10 protein-coding genes are annotated in these 16,587 nt (G+C 47.1%); 9 read left to right on the top strand and 1 reads right to left on the bottom strand.

Annotation, left to right across the window (positions count from 1 at the left end):
• The first annotated feature begins 105 nt into the window (after window positions 1-105).
• From Q4E93_RS22050 to Q4E93_RS22035, 4 genes are all read left to right on the top strand, one after another.
• A complete protein-coding gene (locus Q4E93_RS22050) occupies window positions 106-522 on the top strand; it encodes a MauE/DoxX family redox-associated membrane protein (RefSeq protein ID WP_303588963.1) in 417 nt (138 codons plus the stop codon).
• A gap of 183 nt (window positions 523-705) precedes the next feature.
• Complete coding sequence (locus tag Q4E93_RS22045) at window positions 706-834, top strand: hypothetical protein (protein WP_303588961.1); 129 nt, start codon at window positions 706-708, stop codon at window positions 832-834.
• Window positions 827-2,113: a sensor histidine kinase gene (locus Q4E93_RS22040; RefSeq protein ID WP_303588959.1), complete on the top strand. Its 1,287-nt coding sequence runs from the start codon at window positions 827-829 to the stop codon at window positions 2,111-2,113. Before Q4E93_RS22045 ends, Q4E93_RS22040 begins: the two co-directional genes overlap by 8 nt.
• A 53-nt stretch (window positions 2,114-2,166) precedes the next feature.
• A complete protein-coding gene (locus Q4E93_RS22035) occupies window positions 2,167-2,766 on the top strand; it encodes a response regulator (RefSeq protein ID WP_303588957.1) in 600 nt (199 codons plus the stop codon).
• Window positions 2,767-2,890: 124 nt separating this feature from the next.
• Here the strand turns inward: Q4E93_RS22035 and Q4E93_RS22030 are convergent, their stop codons facing one another.
• Window positions 2,891-3,142, bottom strand: coding sequence for a hypothetical protein (locus Q4E93_RS22030; protein WP_303588955.1), 252 nt, complete (start codon window positions 3,140-3,142; stop codon window positions 2,891-2,893).
• A gap of 577 nt (window positions 3,143-3,719) precedes the next feature.
• Between Q4E93_RS22030 and Q4E93_RS22025 the strand changes: the two genes are divergently transcribed.
• From Q4E93_RS22025 to Q4E93_RS22005, 5 genes are all read left to right on the top strand, one after another.
• Window positions 3,720-4,118 carry a helix-turn-helix domain-containing protein gene (locus tag Q4E93_RS22025; RefSeq protein WP_303588953.1) on the top strand — a complete coding sequence of 133 codons (399 nt, stop codon included), beginning with the start codon at window positions 3,720-3,722 and terminating at the stop codon, window positions 4,116-4,118.
• Window positions 4,119-4,460: 342 nt separating this feature from the next.
• Window positions 4,461-5,888 (top strand): hypothetical protein, encoded by a 1,428-nt coding sequence (locus Q4E93_RS22020; RefSeq protein ID WP_303588951.1) that lies wholly within the window; start codon window positions 4,461-4,463, stop codon window positions 5,886-5,888.
• A gap of 102 nt (window positions 5,889-5,990) precedes the next feature.
• Window positions 5,991-10,283 carry an RHS repeat domain-containing protein gene (locus Q4E93_RS22015; protein WP_303588950.1) on the top strand — a complete coding sequence of 1,431 codons (4,293 nt, stop codon included), beginning with the start codon at window positions 5,991-5,993 and terminating at the stop codon, window positions 10,281-10,283.
• Between the two features lie 25 nt (window positions 10,284-10,308).
• Window positions 10,309-11,925 (top strand): Ig-like domain-containing protein, encoded by a 1,617-nt coding sequence (locus tag Q4E93_RS22010; RefSeq protein ID WP_303588949.1) that lies wholly within the window; start codon window positions 10,309-10,311, stop codon window positions 11,923-11,925.
• Window positions 11,926-11,948: 23 nt separating this feature from the next.
• Window positions 11,949-16,586 (top strand): DUF6443 domain-containing protein, encoded by a 4,638-nt coding sequence (locus Q4E93_RS22005; RefSeq protein ID WP_303588947.1) that lies wholly within the window; start codon window positions 11,949-11,951, stop codon window positions 16,584-16,586.
• Window position 16,587 lies beyond the last annotated feature (1 nt).

Genomic DNA, 16,587 nt, shown 5'->3' with positions numbered 1-16,587 from the left:
CGACTGCTCAACTGGCCATAAGCTGGACACCGAACTATCAGTAGCCCGATTGTCATAAGTGACAGCCCGAACCGCGTTATTGTTTTGTATCTTATAATATTCATAGTGAGAAAAAAACAAATCATACTGGAAATTGCCGGCGGCCTTATCATTTTGCTATTCACCTACGCCAGCCTGAGTAAGCTCTTAGCTTTCCGGCATTTTATACAAGCGCTCAATAATCAACCGCTGCCGAAGGCCTGGACGCTGCCGCTCGCGTACGGGATACTTACTGCGGAGATAACGACCATCATGATGTTAGTCATTCCATCCTCTCGAAAGTGGGGCTTTGTACTGGCCACGCTGGTCATGCTGATGTTCACTTCCTACACCTCGATCATATTGTTACATACTTTTTCATACATCCCCTGTTCCTGCGGGGGCGTGGTCGAACTCCTAAGCTGGAAGCAACACCTTGTTCTGAATGTGCTCTTCCTCGCTGTTTCTATATTGGGCAGCAGACTCTCTTTCCAAGAGCAATAGCACCAACAACATAAAATATCCGTAGGGAATTAAAACTAACCTTCTCGGGTGGGCACACCCAAGGAAAAAAAATCCCTGCAAGCAGGGATGCACTAACTCAGTACCATAACCATTAAACCTTATCCTATTAGTACACAAGTTTACGTCAAAAAAATACCGCATTATTTTCATAAACGAACGTTTATGCCGTGTACATTGCCCTTGCTGGTGTTATATGGAATCACTACTTTCGAGCTGCGGCCATTGATGCAACGTTACACCGAGACTGCCCGTGCCATTATTTTCACGAACCAAAACAAGAGGAATGAGTGAGGATCTGTCGCATCGGATAAAGAAAGGAATAATAGTTTCCCTTCAACAGCGAGGCAGCTTGTTGGAGACTTTGTGCACCGTAGCCTTCCAGGTCAATCTGCTGTCTCTCCTTGTATCAGTGTGTATTTCGGTCGGATTCCTAACGCACTTTTTCTCTTCGCAGAACGCCAGAGATGAAATGATAGCCGGGTGTTCGCTGGCTGCCTTCTGTGTAGTGGTTGTATTCAACCTATCGAGAAAATACCTGCCCGCCAATGTGCTGTTCTACGTATCCCTTCATGTGATAACCTCAGTATCGTTCCGCAACCTGCCAGGACAAACCATGGATGCAGTACTGATGTATATTTTCCTGTTGTCACTGATCGTTTTCTTATTTCAGGAAACGGCCATTCGGGTCATCTGCATGAGTATCGTGCTGTTTCGAACGATTTTCTTAGAGATCAATGCCAAGTATGTAACTGATGCGAGGGGCGTGCACCCGTTAATTTCTGACGCAATGGCCCGGATGGTATTTGATGGCACGATGGTAGGCCTTATTGTGCTGGTATTCGTCTTGTATGGCCTGAAAATTTATACCGTGGAAAGCATTCAAAAAAAGAGTGCCTTGTTCGCGCAGCATATGAGCCACGACCTAACAGTATCGTATCACTCCGTAGCATCGATGATCTCCTATTTAAAATATCTCTCGGGTGATAATAAGACGGTCAGCAGGGACATGACCCTAATCAATGAATTGGCGAATGCCTCGGGGTTCTTTTCGTACATATTAAATAACTTCCTGGAATTTTCCCGATATGAAAGAGGCAGGATTGAAACCAATCATTACGAGCAAATCGATCTGACGTCCGAATTAGAAAAAATAGTTGATCTATATAAATACATGGCGGATGAAAAAGGAATTCGCATCGCCCTGGTGCTGGACGACGAGCTGCCCGGGTTCATCTTGTCGGATAAGGTAAAAGTAACCCGCATTGTGCTCAATTTGCTGACGAACGCCATTAATAATACAGGCAGTGGTAAGACAATCACGATAGCTGTACATTGGAAGAACGGCCCATGGGAATTGTCTGTTGCCAATGAAGGAGAAGGACTACCTACAGAGGCGATAGAGCAGCTATTTCTTCCATATGGATCGAAGAAGACCAAAGATAGCAATAAAAGACTGGGCCTCGGCTTGCCGATCACCAAGCAGTTGGTAGAGGCACTGGGGGGCAATATTACGGCCAAGAGGCAAAAGAATCGAGAGACTCTTTTTACAGTAGCATTTCCCGTTGAATAGAACGATCTTTTTAAATTGGGGTTGAGGCTTGTTGATTGTGCAGCATAGCACATATGGAAAGAAGAATTTTGATGGCCGAAGATCATGCGCTCCTCCGCTGGAGCATCAAGGCTATTTGTAGCAGGGAAGGCATCCCTCATCTGGATGAAGTACAAACCTGCAGGGAATTGATGCAGGCCTTGAATTCCGTGGACTATACCCATCTTATCATGGATATTACCCTGGGAGATGGGAATGCGCTAACGTTACTACCAGGGATCTTTGAGGAATTCCTTACCTTAAAGGTGCTGGTCTATTCCAGTCAACCGGCACGTCTTTATGACGAATTTTTATGGCAACGATATGGCGTGCAATATATTTCCAAGGCAGAACAGGAAACCGAAACCATCCAAAAGCTACTTGCCTTTCTAAAAGGTACCGAAGTCAATCAACGCGAGTCTACAGACCCGGAGGTCACACCTTTCTCAGGGCTGACATTTAAAGAAAAACAGGTCCTTCAGTATTTATTGAAAGGTTGGGCGCCTGCAAGAATCGCGGGAACATTGAAAACAAAGGCTTCTACGGTTCGCGTGCAAAAAAAGAGTATACTGGAAAAGACGAAAACGAAAAATCTTCTGGAGTTAAAAGACTTAGCCAATCTACATAAGCTGTAATTCTTCGCGTAGCTAAACAATCGTTTACAAAAAAATACGAATGGCTTTTTGATCTACTTTAGCTCCTGAAGAAAAACAACGGCTGGATCCTGGCAGAAAAGAGATGTTCATCCTGCAACCTGTATCAGCCTTTCTTTTTCCGCTGTTTGATGTATTCATTGTGAATAAGGTTCAGGAGCAGTCTATCGTCAACACCGATTATCTGGGCCATATTGTAGATATCGCCGAGACGGAACAGAGCCGGGTTGTCCAGCATTCTATTGAACCTCTCCGGCGTAGTCTTAGCTTCCCGGGAAAAGGGTGTTTTATCGATAATGGCCAGCAAATCAGAAAGGGATTTCACCTCTCCTGAAAGTAGTAGTGTTTTGGCAACCAAGTACTTATTTTGAGGCATTTGCAAATAAAGCATTGATCCGTAAAAGCAAGATCAATAATGCACAAAACACTTATTATGATCATTGTTTTACTTATTTAAAGTCATTAAAACACTTATTATATTGTAAATTTTTGTTTATTTTAGCGTTCCCTTTAACGACCGATCGGTTTTTCTAAGAACGCATTCTGGAGGTCTGATGTGCGCTCTAGACGAGCTTCACCTCAATTTTTTAAAGTTTGGTTGGAATAGCAACAGTTCTGAAAAGGCCGGTGTATTTACACATGCGCTTTAAAGGATAAGGTTTAAAAAAGGCGGGGTATCTCTATACCTGGTCTATTTTCAAAGGCTCTTCGAAACAACCTGAAAATTATTGCCTGTTAGAAGGCGCAACTCTTTTTAAAGTTTGGTTGGAATACCAAGGACACAGTTCTGAAGGGACCGGTGTTTCAACACGTGCGTCCCGAAGGATAAGGTTTAAAAATAAACAGCACCATTTCCATGGTCTGTTTCTTTGACAACAATGCAATCATCAAGATAAAGTAAACTTTGTTTAGTGTCGTGTTAGCGACATTAAAGTTTGGTTGGAATAGCAAGGACACACAGTTCTGACGGGCCAGTGTTTTTACACAAGCGCCCTACAGGAAAAGGTTTAAATGAAGGCCAGGTATTTCTATATCAGGTCTATATTCAAAAGGTCCTCGATCCGGCCTTTTTTCTTGGAAACAATTCTATTCACCTTGTAATGATTAACGAAATGGATCAGGATGTGATCCCCCTTTTGAAAAAGATAGGGCTCGAAGTGAGGAACTTCCGCAAACGGGACAATCTTACGGACAAAGAACTGGAAAAGAGATTAGGTATGCCAGTTGAGAAATTAAAACGTATAGAAGAAGGGAAAGTAAACATTAGCCTTCTGGACTTGCTTGTTATCCGAAAAGAAGTCGCCTTTTCGTGGAAAATATTGAAGCAGCGATAATCGTGAAGAAAAGCCCGTGATCTTATAACCCTTTGATTATAATATTCAGGTCGGCGTCAGGTTAGTAGCACAACGTTCACAACAAACAAGGAAAATCGCTCCCTAAAGCAGGGAGCTTTTTATTAGACACTTTATAATGCGGAACGACACAGCAGTAATGGTGCATTAAAAAATATTTTAATTCATTTGTTGGCGAATTAAAAAAATTTTTCTTTACTTCGTCCTACGTATTTTTCTTTACTCGCTCGTCCTCCTATTTCAACCTCCTCTGGTTAGTTAGTCAATAGTAACCCCTTAGACGTATGGGTAATGCCCTGCGTAACATCCCTAAACCGGCTTCTCATGCAAGGACCCCGGAGCGCAATCCTATTGCTGCTCATGAGTATATCTTATTGCTGTCGTGCGCAGGATAATCCTGACAGGGCAACTGCTATCACAAATTTTCCTTCCCGATTCTTCAGCCGGATGGAGCACAAGATCGCCGGCATGGACGATCAACTTACACGTCAATCAAAAAAATACCTGGAACACATGCGCAAGCGTGAACGGCGCATGTATGAGAAATTATGTAAAAAAGATTCCGTAGCCGCAAAGGCATTATTTGCAGGGTCGATCGATCAGTATGATGTACTGTCCCGAAAGCTGGTCAGTGATACAGGGGGCAGGAGCTTGCATATCAGTGGGGAATATCAGGCTTATGCGGATTCACTGCAGGGAATGCTGAAATTCCTGAAAAATAATAGCGCTGCTGGCTCTCTTAAGCAACTACAGATACTGGAGGCTAAAATGCAGGACGCTGACCAGATCAAAGAATTTGTTCGTCAGCGGAAGCAGCAGATCTCCCAATACGTTCAACAACATAGCAATCTCTCTGGTCTACTGGGCAAGGACTACCAGGGCATGAACCAGGATGTTTATTATTATTCCCAGCAGGTACGCCAGTATAAGGAAATGCTGAACGACCCTGACAAGTTAACAAAGCAGGCGCTGGCCCTGCTGAACAAGCTGCCGTCCTTTCAGACCTTCATGAAACAGAATTCCCAACTGGCAGGGTTATTCAATTTGCCCGGAAATTATAGCAATCCGGCCAGTCTGGCTGGATTGCAGACCCGCGACCAGATAGCAGGGCTTATACAACAGCAAGTATCGGCAGCAGGGGCCGGGGGGCTTGCCTCTATCCAATCCAATATCCAATCCGCACAATCCCAACTAAGCACCTATAAAGATAAATTGACAAAACTGGGTGGCGGCAGCAGTGACGTGGATGTACCGGACTTCCAGCCCAATCATCAAAAGACAAAGACTTTCTGGAAGCGATTGGAGTATGGAACAAATTTTCAGACCACACGGAATAATTACTATTTCCCAACGGTATCGGACTTCGGGCTGTCGGCGGGCTACAAGCTCAGCGACCGCAGTATTGTCGGATTGGGCGCCAGCTACAAGCTGGGCTGGGGCAATGGGATCCAGCATATTGCTTTTTCCAGCCAGGGGGTGGGCCTCAGATCATATGTGGAGATCAAGCTGAAGGGGAGCCTTTCGGCAACAGGCGGATTTGAGTATAACTACAACAAACCATTTGCCGCCTACCAGCAGTTGCATCAGTGGGATGATTGGAAAAAAAGCGGCCTCATTGGGATCAGCAAGGCCATATCGATGAAGAGCAGGGTATTTAAGAAGACAAAGGTGCAGCTGCTTTGGGATTTTCTCAGCTATCAGCAGGTGCCGAGGACACAGGCAGTGGTGTTTAGATTAGCTTATGTTTTATAAAATATATTGTAAACATCAATGATAAGAAACAAAACACTCTTCCTAATTGGGTTTATGCTTTTAGGGATGAAGCTCTATGCCCAGAATAATTCAAATGCTCTAATGGTTCAATTCCCCAGCCCTGAAGCGACCAGCCTGGGATTGGTGGGTAATTTGCCAGTCAGTATGCATACGGGAAAAGCATCGGTCAATATTCCTGTCAATACCGGCAATGATAAAAAAATGCCTCTTATATCGCTGAGTTATAATACAGGCGGCATACAACCTGATGCGCATCCCGGATGGGTGGGAAATAACTGGACATTAAATGCAGGAGGTGTTGTGACAAGGATCATGAATTTTATACCTGATGAAACAGACGCTGTCGGGTATTATTATTCATACTCCAGTGCTACCAGTATAAATCTCCCTTATAGCTTTAGCCAGGGTGGTGTAGGTATGGGGTGCTGGAATGATCTCTGTACCCTGGCTGATGGGTGCCCTGATGAGTTTTATGTCAATGCTGACGGACTCAGTGGAAAATTTATGATCGACAATACCGGAAATTTTCATGTGATGGACGACCCCAGCATTAAAATTGAGATTGAAAGAATTAATGCCTATGACTACCCCAGAATATTAGATGTACTGGAAGGCGGCACAATTCATCCATTTGTAGGGTTTACTGTTACGAAAAACGATGGCACCAGATACAGGTTTGGATATGCAAGAGAGTTGATCGAAACATCCTGCAATGTAGTGAATAATCAACTTGTGGGCAGCGGCTATGCAACCGCCTGGTACCTTGCACAGATCATTTACCCCAATGGGGAGACGGTGAATTATACGTATACTTCCAAAGTGCAAAACAGAACGCCTTCCGGGAATACTCAAAATTACGCATATCAAATATCTCCCCTTTCCAACGGCGATTATGATCCCTGGGACGGGATTGGGGCACGGATATCCAGAACGGCTACCTTTCATGCTTACTTACAAAGCATAGAAAGCACATCCACCCGACTGGATTTCTATACGTCCACTACCAATGAATTGAAAAACGGAAGTATTGATCTGGGCAATTGGAAGCGGCTAGACTCTGTTGTGGTTTACAATAAAGCTGCTGCAGCGCGGGAAAAAAGCTTCGCATTTACATACGACACCGCAAGGAATAAAAGACTGACGCTATTGTCATTAACTGAAAAAGGTGTTAGCGGAAGCCTTCCATCGCATCAATTTGTTTATAATGAAGTAAAGTTGCCGCCCTATCAGTCGGCCCAAGTGGACCTTTGGGGGTATTATAATAATAACCAGGACTCGACCAGTATTCCCAAGGATATCTGGCCAGAGCCCAACATGCCATTCTATTATACTCCGAACAGAGAGCCCAATCCGAATACTGTCGGCGCAGGTATACTTACCGAAATTAAATATCCCACCGGCGGCAGTGTGTTGTTTGAATATGAGCCTAATGATTATTCCTTTTTTTATGACTATTCGCTGGATTCAGGCGCGTTCTATTTTCCCGTAACATGGAAATGGGATGCATTTGATACGCACTGGATCCTATACAAGTTTGGAGATCCCAACGGCAACGGTGAGGTTGTACAGTTTTTTGAACTAACGGCGCCTATGTATGCCACGATCTCAGGCATGGACATTGTAAGGACTGTGACTTTGCCTCCCGGTCATTATGATATCCCTGCTTTACAAGATTTTCTCAATATTCCTTTGAATACAGCCGATAATGTGACCTACTATATCACCGGCAAACGCCTTAGGTCGAATTCTATCGCTAAAGAGCAGGGGCCCGGCCTGAGAATAAAAAAAATCTATCATAAAAGCTCAGATTCAGCCATAGATATTATCCACGAGTATATCTATAGCAAGGACTATGCTAAACCTTCTTATAATCCCGCATTATCCAGCGGGATATTAGGTAACCGACCGAATTTTGTAGTCTTTCCTGGTGGTATTACCAGGGGCCCGATGAGATTCGGAGCTCCCCAGGGTCCTGTTGCGATGACGGAAGGCAGCCCGCTGGGATATTCCGAGGTGACGGAAATAACAAAAGATAAAAACGGGAATATTTTGGATTTTGTCACCAATAAGTACACCAATTTTGATACCCATCCCGATGACGTACCCGGCGGTTTCGGCGATGGTTATATTGCAGTCGGTCAGAAAGGGAATAGAGGTTATGAACGGGGTAAACTTGTTGAATCAGCTACGTACGACCAGGCTGGAAAAATGCTGAAAAAAGTGGTAAATACTTACACCTTTTTTACTCCTTCGGCAGTTAGCCATGGCGTTTACGGTCGCAAGAATTATGTAACCTCTCCGGATAACAACATACATGCCGATGACTTATACATGTTCGTCAACCAATATTTCAGCACATGCAAAATATCTAGTTCCACGGATACAGCATTTGATCAGTTGACCAATAATGCTGTTCAACAATATTCCAGCTATTCCTACAATCAATATAAACTGCCTTCTACAACAACTTTCCGTACCAGCAAGGGGATAGATAAGAAAAATGTTTACCGGTATCCCTTCGATATTTCATCACCAATATACGACTCCATGACCCGGCGAAATATGCTGAACTACCCGGTGGAGACCATTGCTTACCTGGATACGAATATTACCGGCAGCGTGCTTAATACTTATAAGCAGGTGATCTTTAACTCCGATACCATGTATTTGATGGACAAACAATACAAACTGGAAATAAGTTCCCCATTGAGTTCTTTCACCATGTTTAACGGGACCGGCAAAGACGCGCACTATAGCAGTACAAATATAGAAGCCACTAAATATGACAGCAAAGGGAATCTCCTGGAAGTCAAGGATCAGTCCGGCATTGTCAGCACGTATCTCTGGGGGTACAACAACCAGTACCCTGTAGCCAAAATAACAGGCAGCAATAGTACGACAGTCGGAGGTTTCATCAACCAGGCAATACTGGACAACCCTGCGACGACAGATCAGCAGATGCGTACTGAAATAAATAAAATACGAACGGGACTTTCGGGAGCAAAAGCACTGATAAGCACCTATACCTATAAACCCCTTGTTGGTATTACCAGCGAGACGGACCCGCGAGGCAAAACCAAATATTATGAGTACGATGGATTTGGCAGGCTAAATCGCATCCGCGACCAGGATCAGAATATTATCAAGACTTTCGAGTACCAATACCAGGCGTCTTCCGGATGTGGCAGTAATTGCTACATCGTCACCATGCAGACCCTTTCAGGAACCAACACCATTGGCTACCCGGTAGGGGTCTTCAATGTCCATGGCAAGTTGCTGGACACAGCATCCACCCCCTCCCGCTTTGTAACACTGTGGAACGCCGACACTGCCAATGCCAGGATCGGCACACTCTCCGCAGGCGGCGATCCTTTGCATTTCAATATGACCTTGAACAGCGGTATGACCTTGCCGGCAGGCGTGACGGGCTGCCGCTATTATAAGGTAGATATCGCAAGTAACAAGTTTGACGGGGTACGCAATCCCAACGGGGCTTATGTTGACTTTGGTGACGGAACAGGCATGCGATTGCCCGGTAACGCCACCGATGTGGCTCCTACGCTCCCTCCTAATACCACTACTTCCGTCATTGCCAGCGGTGAATACGCGGCGAGTATTCCTTATTATATTCATACATATCCGAATTCGACATTGAAGACAGTGACATTCTATCACAGTGATAGTGCCAGTACTTGCCATCTTGACAATGCTACGAATCCTGCATCCAGTATGCTCGCCCTGAAGAACCTGCGCGGCAATGTGCCTCAAAGTCTGACCATCTTTGGGAGTAGTTGTTACGCGGATAGCACCATGAATACCGTTGCAGCTATCAGCAACTGGTCAAGTATCCACTCTGTGACGTATTTCAATCTTGTCAATGGAGATCAGCTTCATCCAAATGTGAATATGTCTTATGCGCAGGACTTTATGCAATACAACCCCGGGCTCAAAAAGATCTCGACCGCATTGTCCTACTACAGGACAGGCTATAGGGATACTACTTTTAAGCTTAGCCGCCTGAAAAGCGACTGGAACACTTATTTCGCCGAACTGGAATTTCTGCAAATCAACGAGGATCACTGGAGTCATGAGGACCTTTCCGGGCTCAGGCATCTAAATTTCCTTAAGATCATAGCGACCACGCAAAATCATCTGGACGACAGTAATAGCCCCCTGATACCGCTGGACACCAATGTCATTGATAATATTTTGATCCAGGTAGCTACCGGCGCAGGGCAGAGCGTAACCAATGGTACCATCATCCTGGACGCAGGCGGAGGGACCAGAAGCAACTACAGCTATACGGCCGTGCAATTGTTGTTGTCAAAAAGCTGGACCATCACCATCAATGGCATCACCCAAACCAACCCTTAACCATTCACTCCATCATCCCATCTATATGCAATACATCAAAAAAATAATTGCGATCTTCCTCCTGGTCAGCATCTGCGGGAAATACCTGCAAGCCCAGACCTCCAGCTTCAATTTCACCGCAGCGGCCGTCTCCATCTCCGGATGGACCAACGTGTCGGGGGATCCTTCCATCGCGGTTCGTTCAGCGACTGACGCTGCTACCAGCATAACCATCAGCTCTGTATCCACTGCTAACTGGGCCGGGTACAATAATGTGGCAGCGTATAATGGAGGGGGCATGACAAACGGCACCTTTTTCCCTGCTGGCGTCATGGCCAATCACTGGTTCCAATATGATGCCTCGCTGGCAAGCTACAATGCTGCCATTCCCCAATTGATCATCAGTGGACTGAATGTAGACAGTGTATATACCGTGTCGATGACAGGCAGCTGGGGTGACCAGTATTTTAGCATGGACCCGACGCGTTATACTGTCGCGGGAGCGACCGTTTACGGCTATGCTGATGTGAATCTTCGCTATAACACTGCCAATGGAGCTGTCTTCCATAATATTGCCCCTAATTCCAGCGGCCAGATCAAGGTCTATGTCAATACGGTGTCTACTACTAATGTAGCCGGCATCAGCGGCCTGCAGATCACCCGTGGCTATACCGCGATTCCCACCCCTGTGGTGAGCCTCACCAGCCCTTCGCCTAACATCACACTGCCGGAGGACGCCAATATCACCATCTCCGCCGATGCATCGGAAACCGGCGGCACCATCAGTCATGTGGAATTCTACCGGGATTCAGTGAAGATAGGCGACGACTCCAGCGCACCTTACAGCATGGTATGGGTAGCTTCCAATCCCGGCACCTACACCTTGAAAGCGCGTGCAATCGACGGCTCGGGCAACGCCGCGACTTCCTCCATCACTGCGCAGGTGGAGTCGCTGAATGATTTCTGGTCGACCACCGGCAATATCGCCACCAATGCAGACACTTTTTTCGTGGGAACGGTGGATAGCAACGCGCTGGCAATGCGGACAAAGAACATCGAGCACATGAGGATCACCCCCGCCGGAAACGTAGGCATCGGCACCAAAACCCCATCTGCCCAACTGCACACCACAGGCACTGTCCGGCTGGCAGGGCTGACCAGTGACAGCACCCTAGAAAGAACGCTGGTCACCGACTCCTTCGGCAATCTGCGTTACCGGACAAACTTATCCGGTCGCTGGAAATATGTCAGCGGCACAGGGACGTTATACGATTCTACAGATAACATCGGCATCGGCACCAGCAATACGCAAGGCTACAAATTGGCGGTCAACGGCACGGCTATCTTTACGAAAGTGAAGGTGAAGACAGCGGGTACCTGGCCGGACTACGTGTTTGAGAAGGGATATGCCCTCCCAGGCCTGGCCGAACTGGAACAGTATCTCCGCATGCATAAGCACCTGCCGGACATCATCCCCGCAGCGGAAGCGCAACGGGATGGCATCGATGTTGCTGCCCAGCAAGCGGCCTTGTTGAAAAAAGTAGAAGAGCTAACCCTTTATTTGATCGAAGCCAACAAGCAGCTGGAAAGGCAACAGCAACAAGCGCAGACCTTACAGCAGCGGATCGATGCCCTTGAAAAACTCATCCGGTCTAAAAAATAGGCTATTACCAACTACTTTGACGTATGTGTAAGCAATATTCTAAATTAGGGATCATCATCTGGCTGACAGGAATATCATTTACTGCTGAGGCGCAGGCGCCTCCTTCCAATAAGCCTACCACGGCCACACAGGTACCCGCACCTTCCGGAACGGTAGCTACTACCCCCGCGGGCTATATGATCGGCGGGCAGTCTCCCAAAATCAATTATGTAAAGGAAAGGGTTGCCATGGGAAGGATTACGGATACTGCATCCTTTGCCGCCGCCGCTTACTTCGACGTAAAAGAAACGACCGCCTATTTTGATGGATTGGGCCGGCCGGTGCAGACTGTCAACAGACAGGCAACGCCGGGAGGCAGTCCCGGTGATGTTGTGACGCCTGTCATCTACGATGCCTTTGGCCGGGAGAGTTATAAATACCTTCCTTATGTACAGACAGACGCCAACAGCAGCGATGGCGGCTTCAAACAGGACCCGTTCAACGCGCAAAAAGGGTTTTACCAGAATGTCTATCCTTCGGAGCAGCCGGCCTATACAGGGGAGCAAGTGTTTTATTCCCAAGCCCAGTACGAGTCGTCCCCACTCAACAGGCCATTGAAAAGTATGGCGCCTGGCAACAGCTGGGCTGGAAGTGACAAAGGTGTGTCACAGCAATACCTGGTCAATACTGCTGCGGACAGCGTAGTGATCTGGAATATCACCAACGATACATTGACCCACGCAAGCAACGATATCACCAGGAATATCCCCACCTCTTCCGGATATTATCCCACCGGACAGTTATACAAGAATGTATCAGTCGATGAGCAAGGGCATGCCGTGGTGGAGTATAAGGATAAGCAAGGGCTGGTAGTGCTGAGGAAGGTACAGGTGAACACTGTGCCGACAGACTACACCGGGTACAACAGCTGGCTCAGCACTTATTATGTATATGATGACCTGAATCAATTACGGTTTGTGCTCTCTCCCAAGGCCGTGACCATCGCCTACGGCAATAGCTGGAACCTGAGCGCGGATACAACGACGATCAGCGAGCTTTGTTACCGGTATGAATACGACCAGCGCCAGCGAATGACCGCAAAAAAAGTTCCCGGTGCAGCCTGGGTATATATGATCTATGATCAAAGAGACCGCCAGGTCTTCAGCCAGGATGGCAATATGAGGGCAAGGAATCAATGGATGACGACAATGTACGATGCATTGAACCGCGTCACAACCACCGGCATGATCACTTATAGCGGGAACCCAAGCCAGTTGCAGCAGTACGTCACTACCCATACAGGCACTGGCACCAGCGGTACGGTGACCGTCAATGGAACGACCCCTTTTTCCCTCGCCCAAGACGTCAATCTGGTGGATCCCGCAGCCACTGGTGATTGGCGGGCGCTGAACTCCATCACCCTGGATAATGGCTTTGAAACGCCGACTACCGTGGACTTTACGGCTGAGATCGTCACGGGCACCACCACCGGCAATGCTTTTAGCAACACGCTGCCAGTCCTGGATAATCCCTTGCCCACAAACGCAAATTTCATTGCCCTGACGATGACTTTTTATGATGACTACAGCTATACTCCGGACAAGCATTTTACTCCCTTCTATAATTCCTTTTTAGACGCTGGCACCAACCAGCACGCAGAGCTGCTTCCTTCCACGAGCGATCAGGCAGCCGTCCAGACCATCGGCCTGGTGACGGCCACAAAAGTCCGGGTGATCGAAGACCCTAATGATCTCACCCAAGGGCAATGGCTGGCTACCGCAAATTTTTACGATGATCGCGCCCGGGTTATCCAGACCCAGACTGACAATTACAGGGGTGCAACAGATAAGGTTACCAACCGCTATAATTTTACGGGACAAATAATTTCAAGTTTCTATCATCATCAAAACCCGGCCGCCCTAACCAACAACAACACGCGTATCAAGACCAACCTCAATTACGACCACGCGGGAAGGCTGCTGGAAGTGTACAAAATCATCAACGAGACCGACTCTACCAAAAGGCTGATCGCCCGAAACGACTACGACCAGATGGGACGGCTGAAACAAAAGCACCTGGGGCAACGACCCACGGATGGCAGTTTCCTGGAGACACAGGACTACACCTACAATATCCGTGGCTGGCTAAAGGGGATCAATAAGGACTACTCGAACAACGACAATAGTCACGGCGGCAACAATCGCTGGTTTGGGATGGAGCTGAGCTACGACTGGGGGTTTGGATCTAATCAGCTTAATGGCAATATTGCGGGTACAAAATGGCGCAGCAAGGGAGACGGGCAACAGCGGGCATATGGCTTTGGCTATGATGCGGCCAGCCGTTTGATGTATGGCGACTTTAACCAGTACAGCGGCAGCGCCTGGGACAAAACGGCGGGCATCGACTTCAGTACCATCATGGGCAACGGCACCGACCCCAACACCGCCTACGATGAAAACGGCAACATAAAAGCAATGCTGCAGTCTGGATGGCAACTGGGGGGTAGCCATCCGATAGATTCCCTGAGCTACACGTATTATGCCAACAGCAACAAACTGAGGAACGTCATCGACGGCCGGAACGACGCACAGACCACGATGGGCGACTTCCGCACTTCGTCGCTCAGTCCCTATAATACAGGAAAAACCAATACGGCCATCGACTATGTATATGACATCAACGGCAACATGACCAGGGACCTCAACAAGGACATTGGCAGCCAGACGACCGATGGGATTATCTACAATCATCTTAATCTCCCCTGGCAAGTCAAGGTGCGAAGCGCAACAGGCACAAAGGGGACGATCACTTACATCTATGATGCGGCAGGCAATAAGATAAAAAAGACCACAGTCGACAGCGCCGGTAGCGCACAAACAGTCACTACCTATATTGGCCCCTTCCAATACCAGGGCAAGCGGGCAACAGGCGCGAATAACGGTGCTCCGGCAGACACTTTGCAACTAATCAGTCAGGAGGAAGGACGCATAAGGGTAGCTTCCGATACTACGGGCGGACAAGCAAAAACTTCTTTCAAATACGACTATTTCATCAAGGATCACCTGGGCAATACGCGGATGGTGCTGACAGATGAACAGCAAACCGATCGCTACCCAGCTGCCACTATGGAGCCCGGCGCTGCCGCTACGGAAAATTTATTTTACAGCAAGCTGGATAATACCCGGACAGCTTTGCCTCCAGGATACCCCACTGATACGACAACCAACCCCAACCAAAATGTGGCCAGGCTGAACGGCGGCACTACGGGACCCAAGATCGGACCGGGCATCACACTTAAGGTCATGGCAGGCGACCAGTTCAGCATCCGGGCCAGCAGCTGGTACAAGCTCAATGGTACTTCTCCCGGAACACCCGCCAATCCACTATCTGACCTACTGGCGGCGTTGATCAGTGGAGTAGGTGCTCTTCCGGGTGGGGGCCATCCTTCTTCGGCCGTGTTACAAGCCAATAGCACTCCGTTGAGCGATAATATTTCGGAATTCCTGTCAGATATGAACGCCTCTACCATTAGTACCCGTCCCCAGGCTTTTGTGAATTGGGTGCTGTTCGATGAGCAATTTAACTATGTCGCAGAAAGCAGTGGTTTTGAGCAAGTAGGGAATGACCAGGAGCTTAAAAAGCATACTAGACTAAATCTGCCTGTAACTAAGAGCGGATATGTGTATATTTATCTCAGCAATTCCACGCCGAATATAGATGTGTACTTTGATAATCTGCAAGTGACACATACGCGAGGACCACTGCTGGAAGAGACGCACTATTACCCAGGTGGACTCACCATGGCTGGTGTCTCTGATAAAGCGTTGAAGGGTGGTTATGCTGAGAATAAATATCGATACAATAAAGGCTCGGAATTGCAGAATAAGGAGTTTTCCGATGGATCGGGGCTGGAGATGTATGAAACGCGTTTCAGACAACTTGACGTACAGTTAGGCGGCAGATGGTGGCAAGCCGACCCGAAACCTAATGTATCTGAAAGCCCTTATGCTGCAATGAGGAATAATCCGATCTTGAACAATGATCCTTTGGGGGATACGATCCGGGCAAATGGCGGCTTTTGGGCGAATGTTGTTGTCGGGGTAGCACTGGCTAAACTAAGACAATCCAAAACGGCAACTAAAACAATAAACCAATTGGCGACTTCTAAAAATATTTTCACGATTAATCTAACAAATGGGAAATCAGAATTCATAAATAATGATCCCATTAAAGCATACGCGAACCAGTTAGTTTCAGCTGGTCTTAAAGATAAAAATGACAAAAGTATTCAAGGAGGATCGGGAGGAACAATTAATTGGAATCCAGTTCCTGGTGCCGAAGCTACAGCTGAAGGGAGTTTCCCGACTTTTACGAGCCGTCCAGAAATTAATCTTTCCCATGAACTGTTAGGCCATGCCGCGGATGCTGATCTGGGGAATAAGAATAATACAATAGTTAATGGACTTCCAACAGATGAGTTTCAAGCAACTCATAAAGAAAACATGATTAGATCTGAATTAGGCATTCCCCTTCGAACCTATTATGGCGGCAAAGCACAAGATCCCGATACAGGAGAATATTACTACAATGGCGGGGGGCAAAAGTTAATTAAACACAGAACTGTCAGCACATTTTATCCGGGATACGATTACTCGATTCAAAACCCTCCAATAAATAATTAAT

The organism is Flavitalea plasmicola (assembly GCF_030546645.1).
Taxonomy (GTDB): domain Bacteria; phylum Bacteroidota; class Bacteroidia; order Chitinophagales; family Chitinophagaceae; genus Puia.
This window is presented reverse-complemented; position numbering and strand designations above follow the sequence as displayed.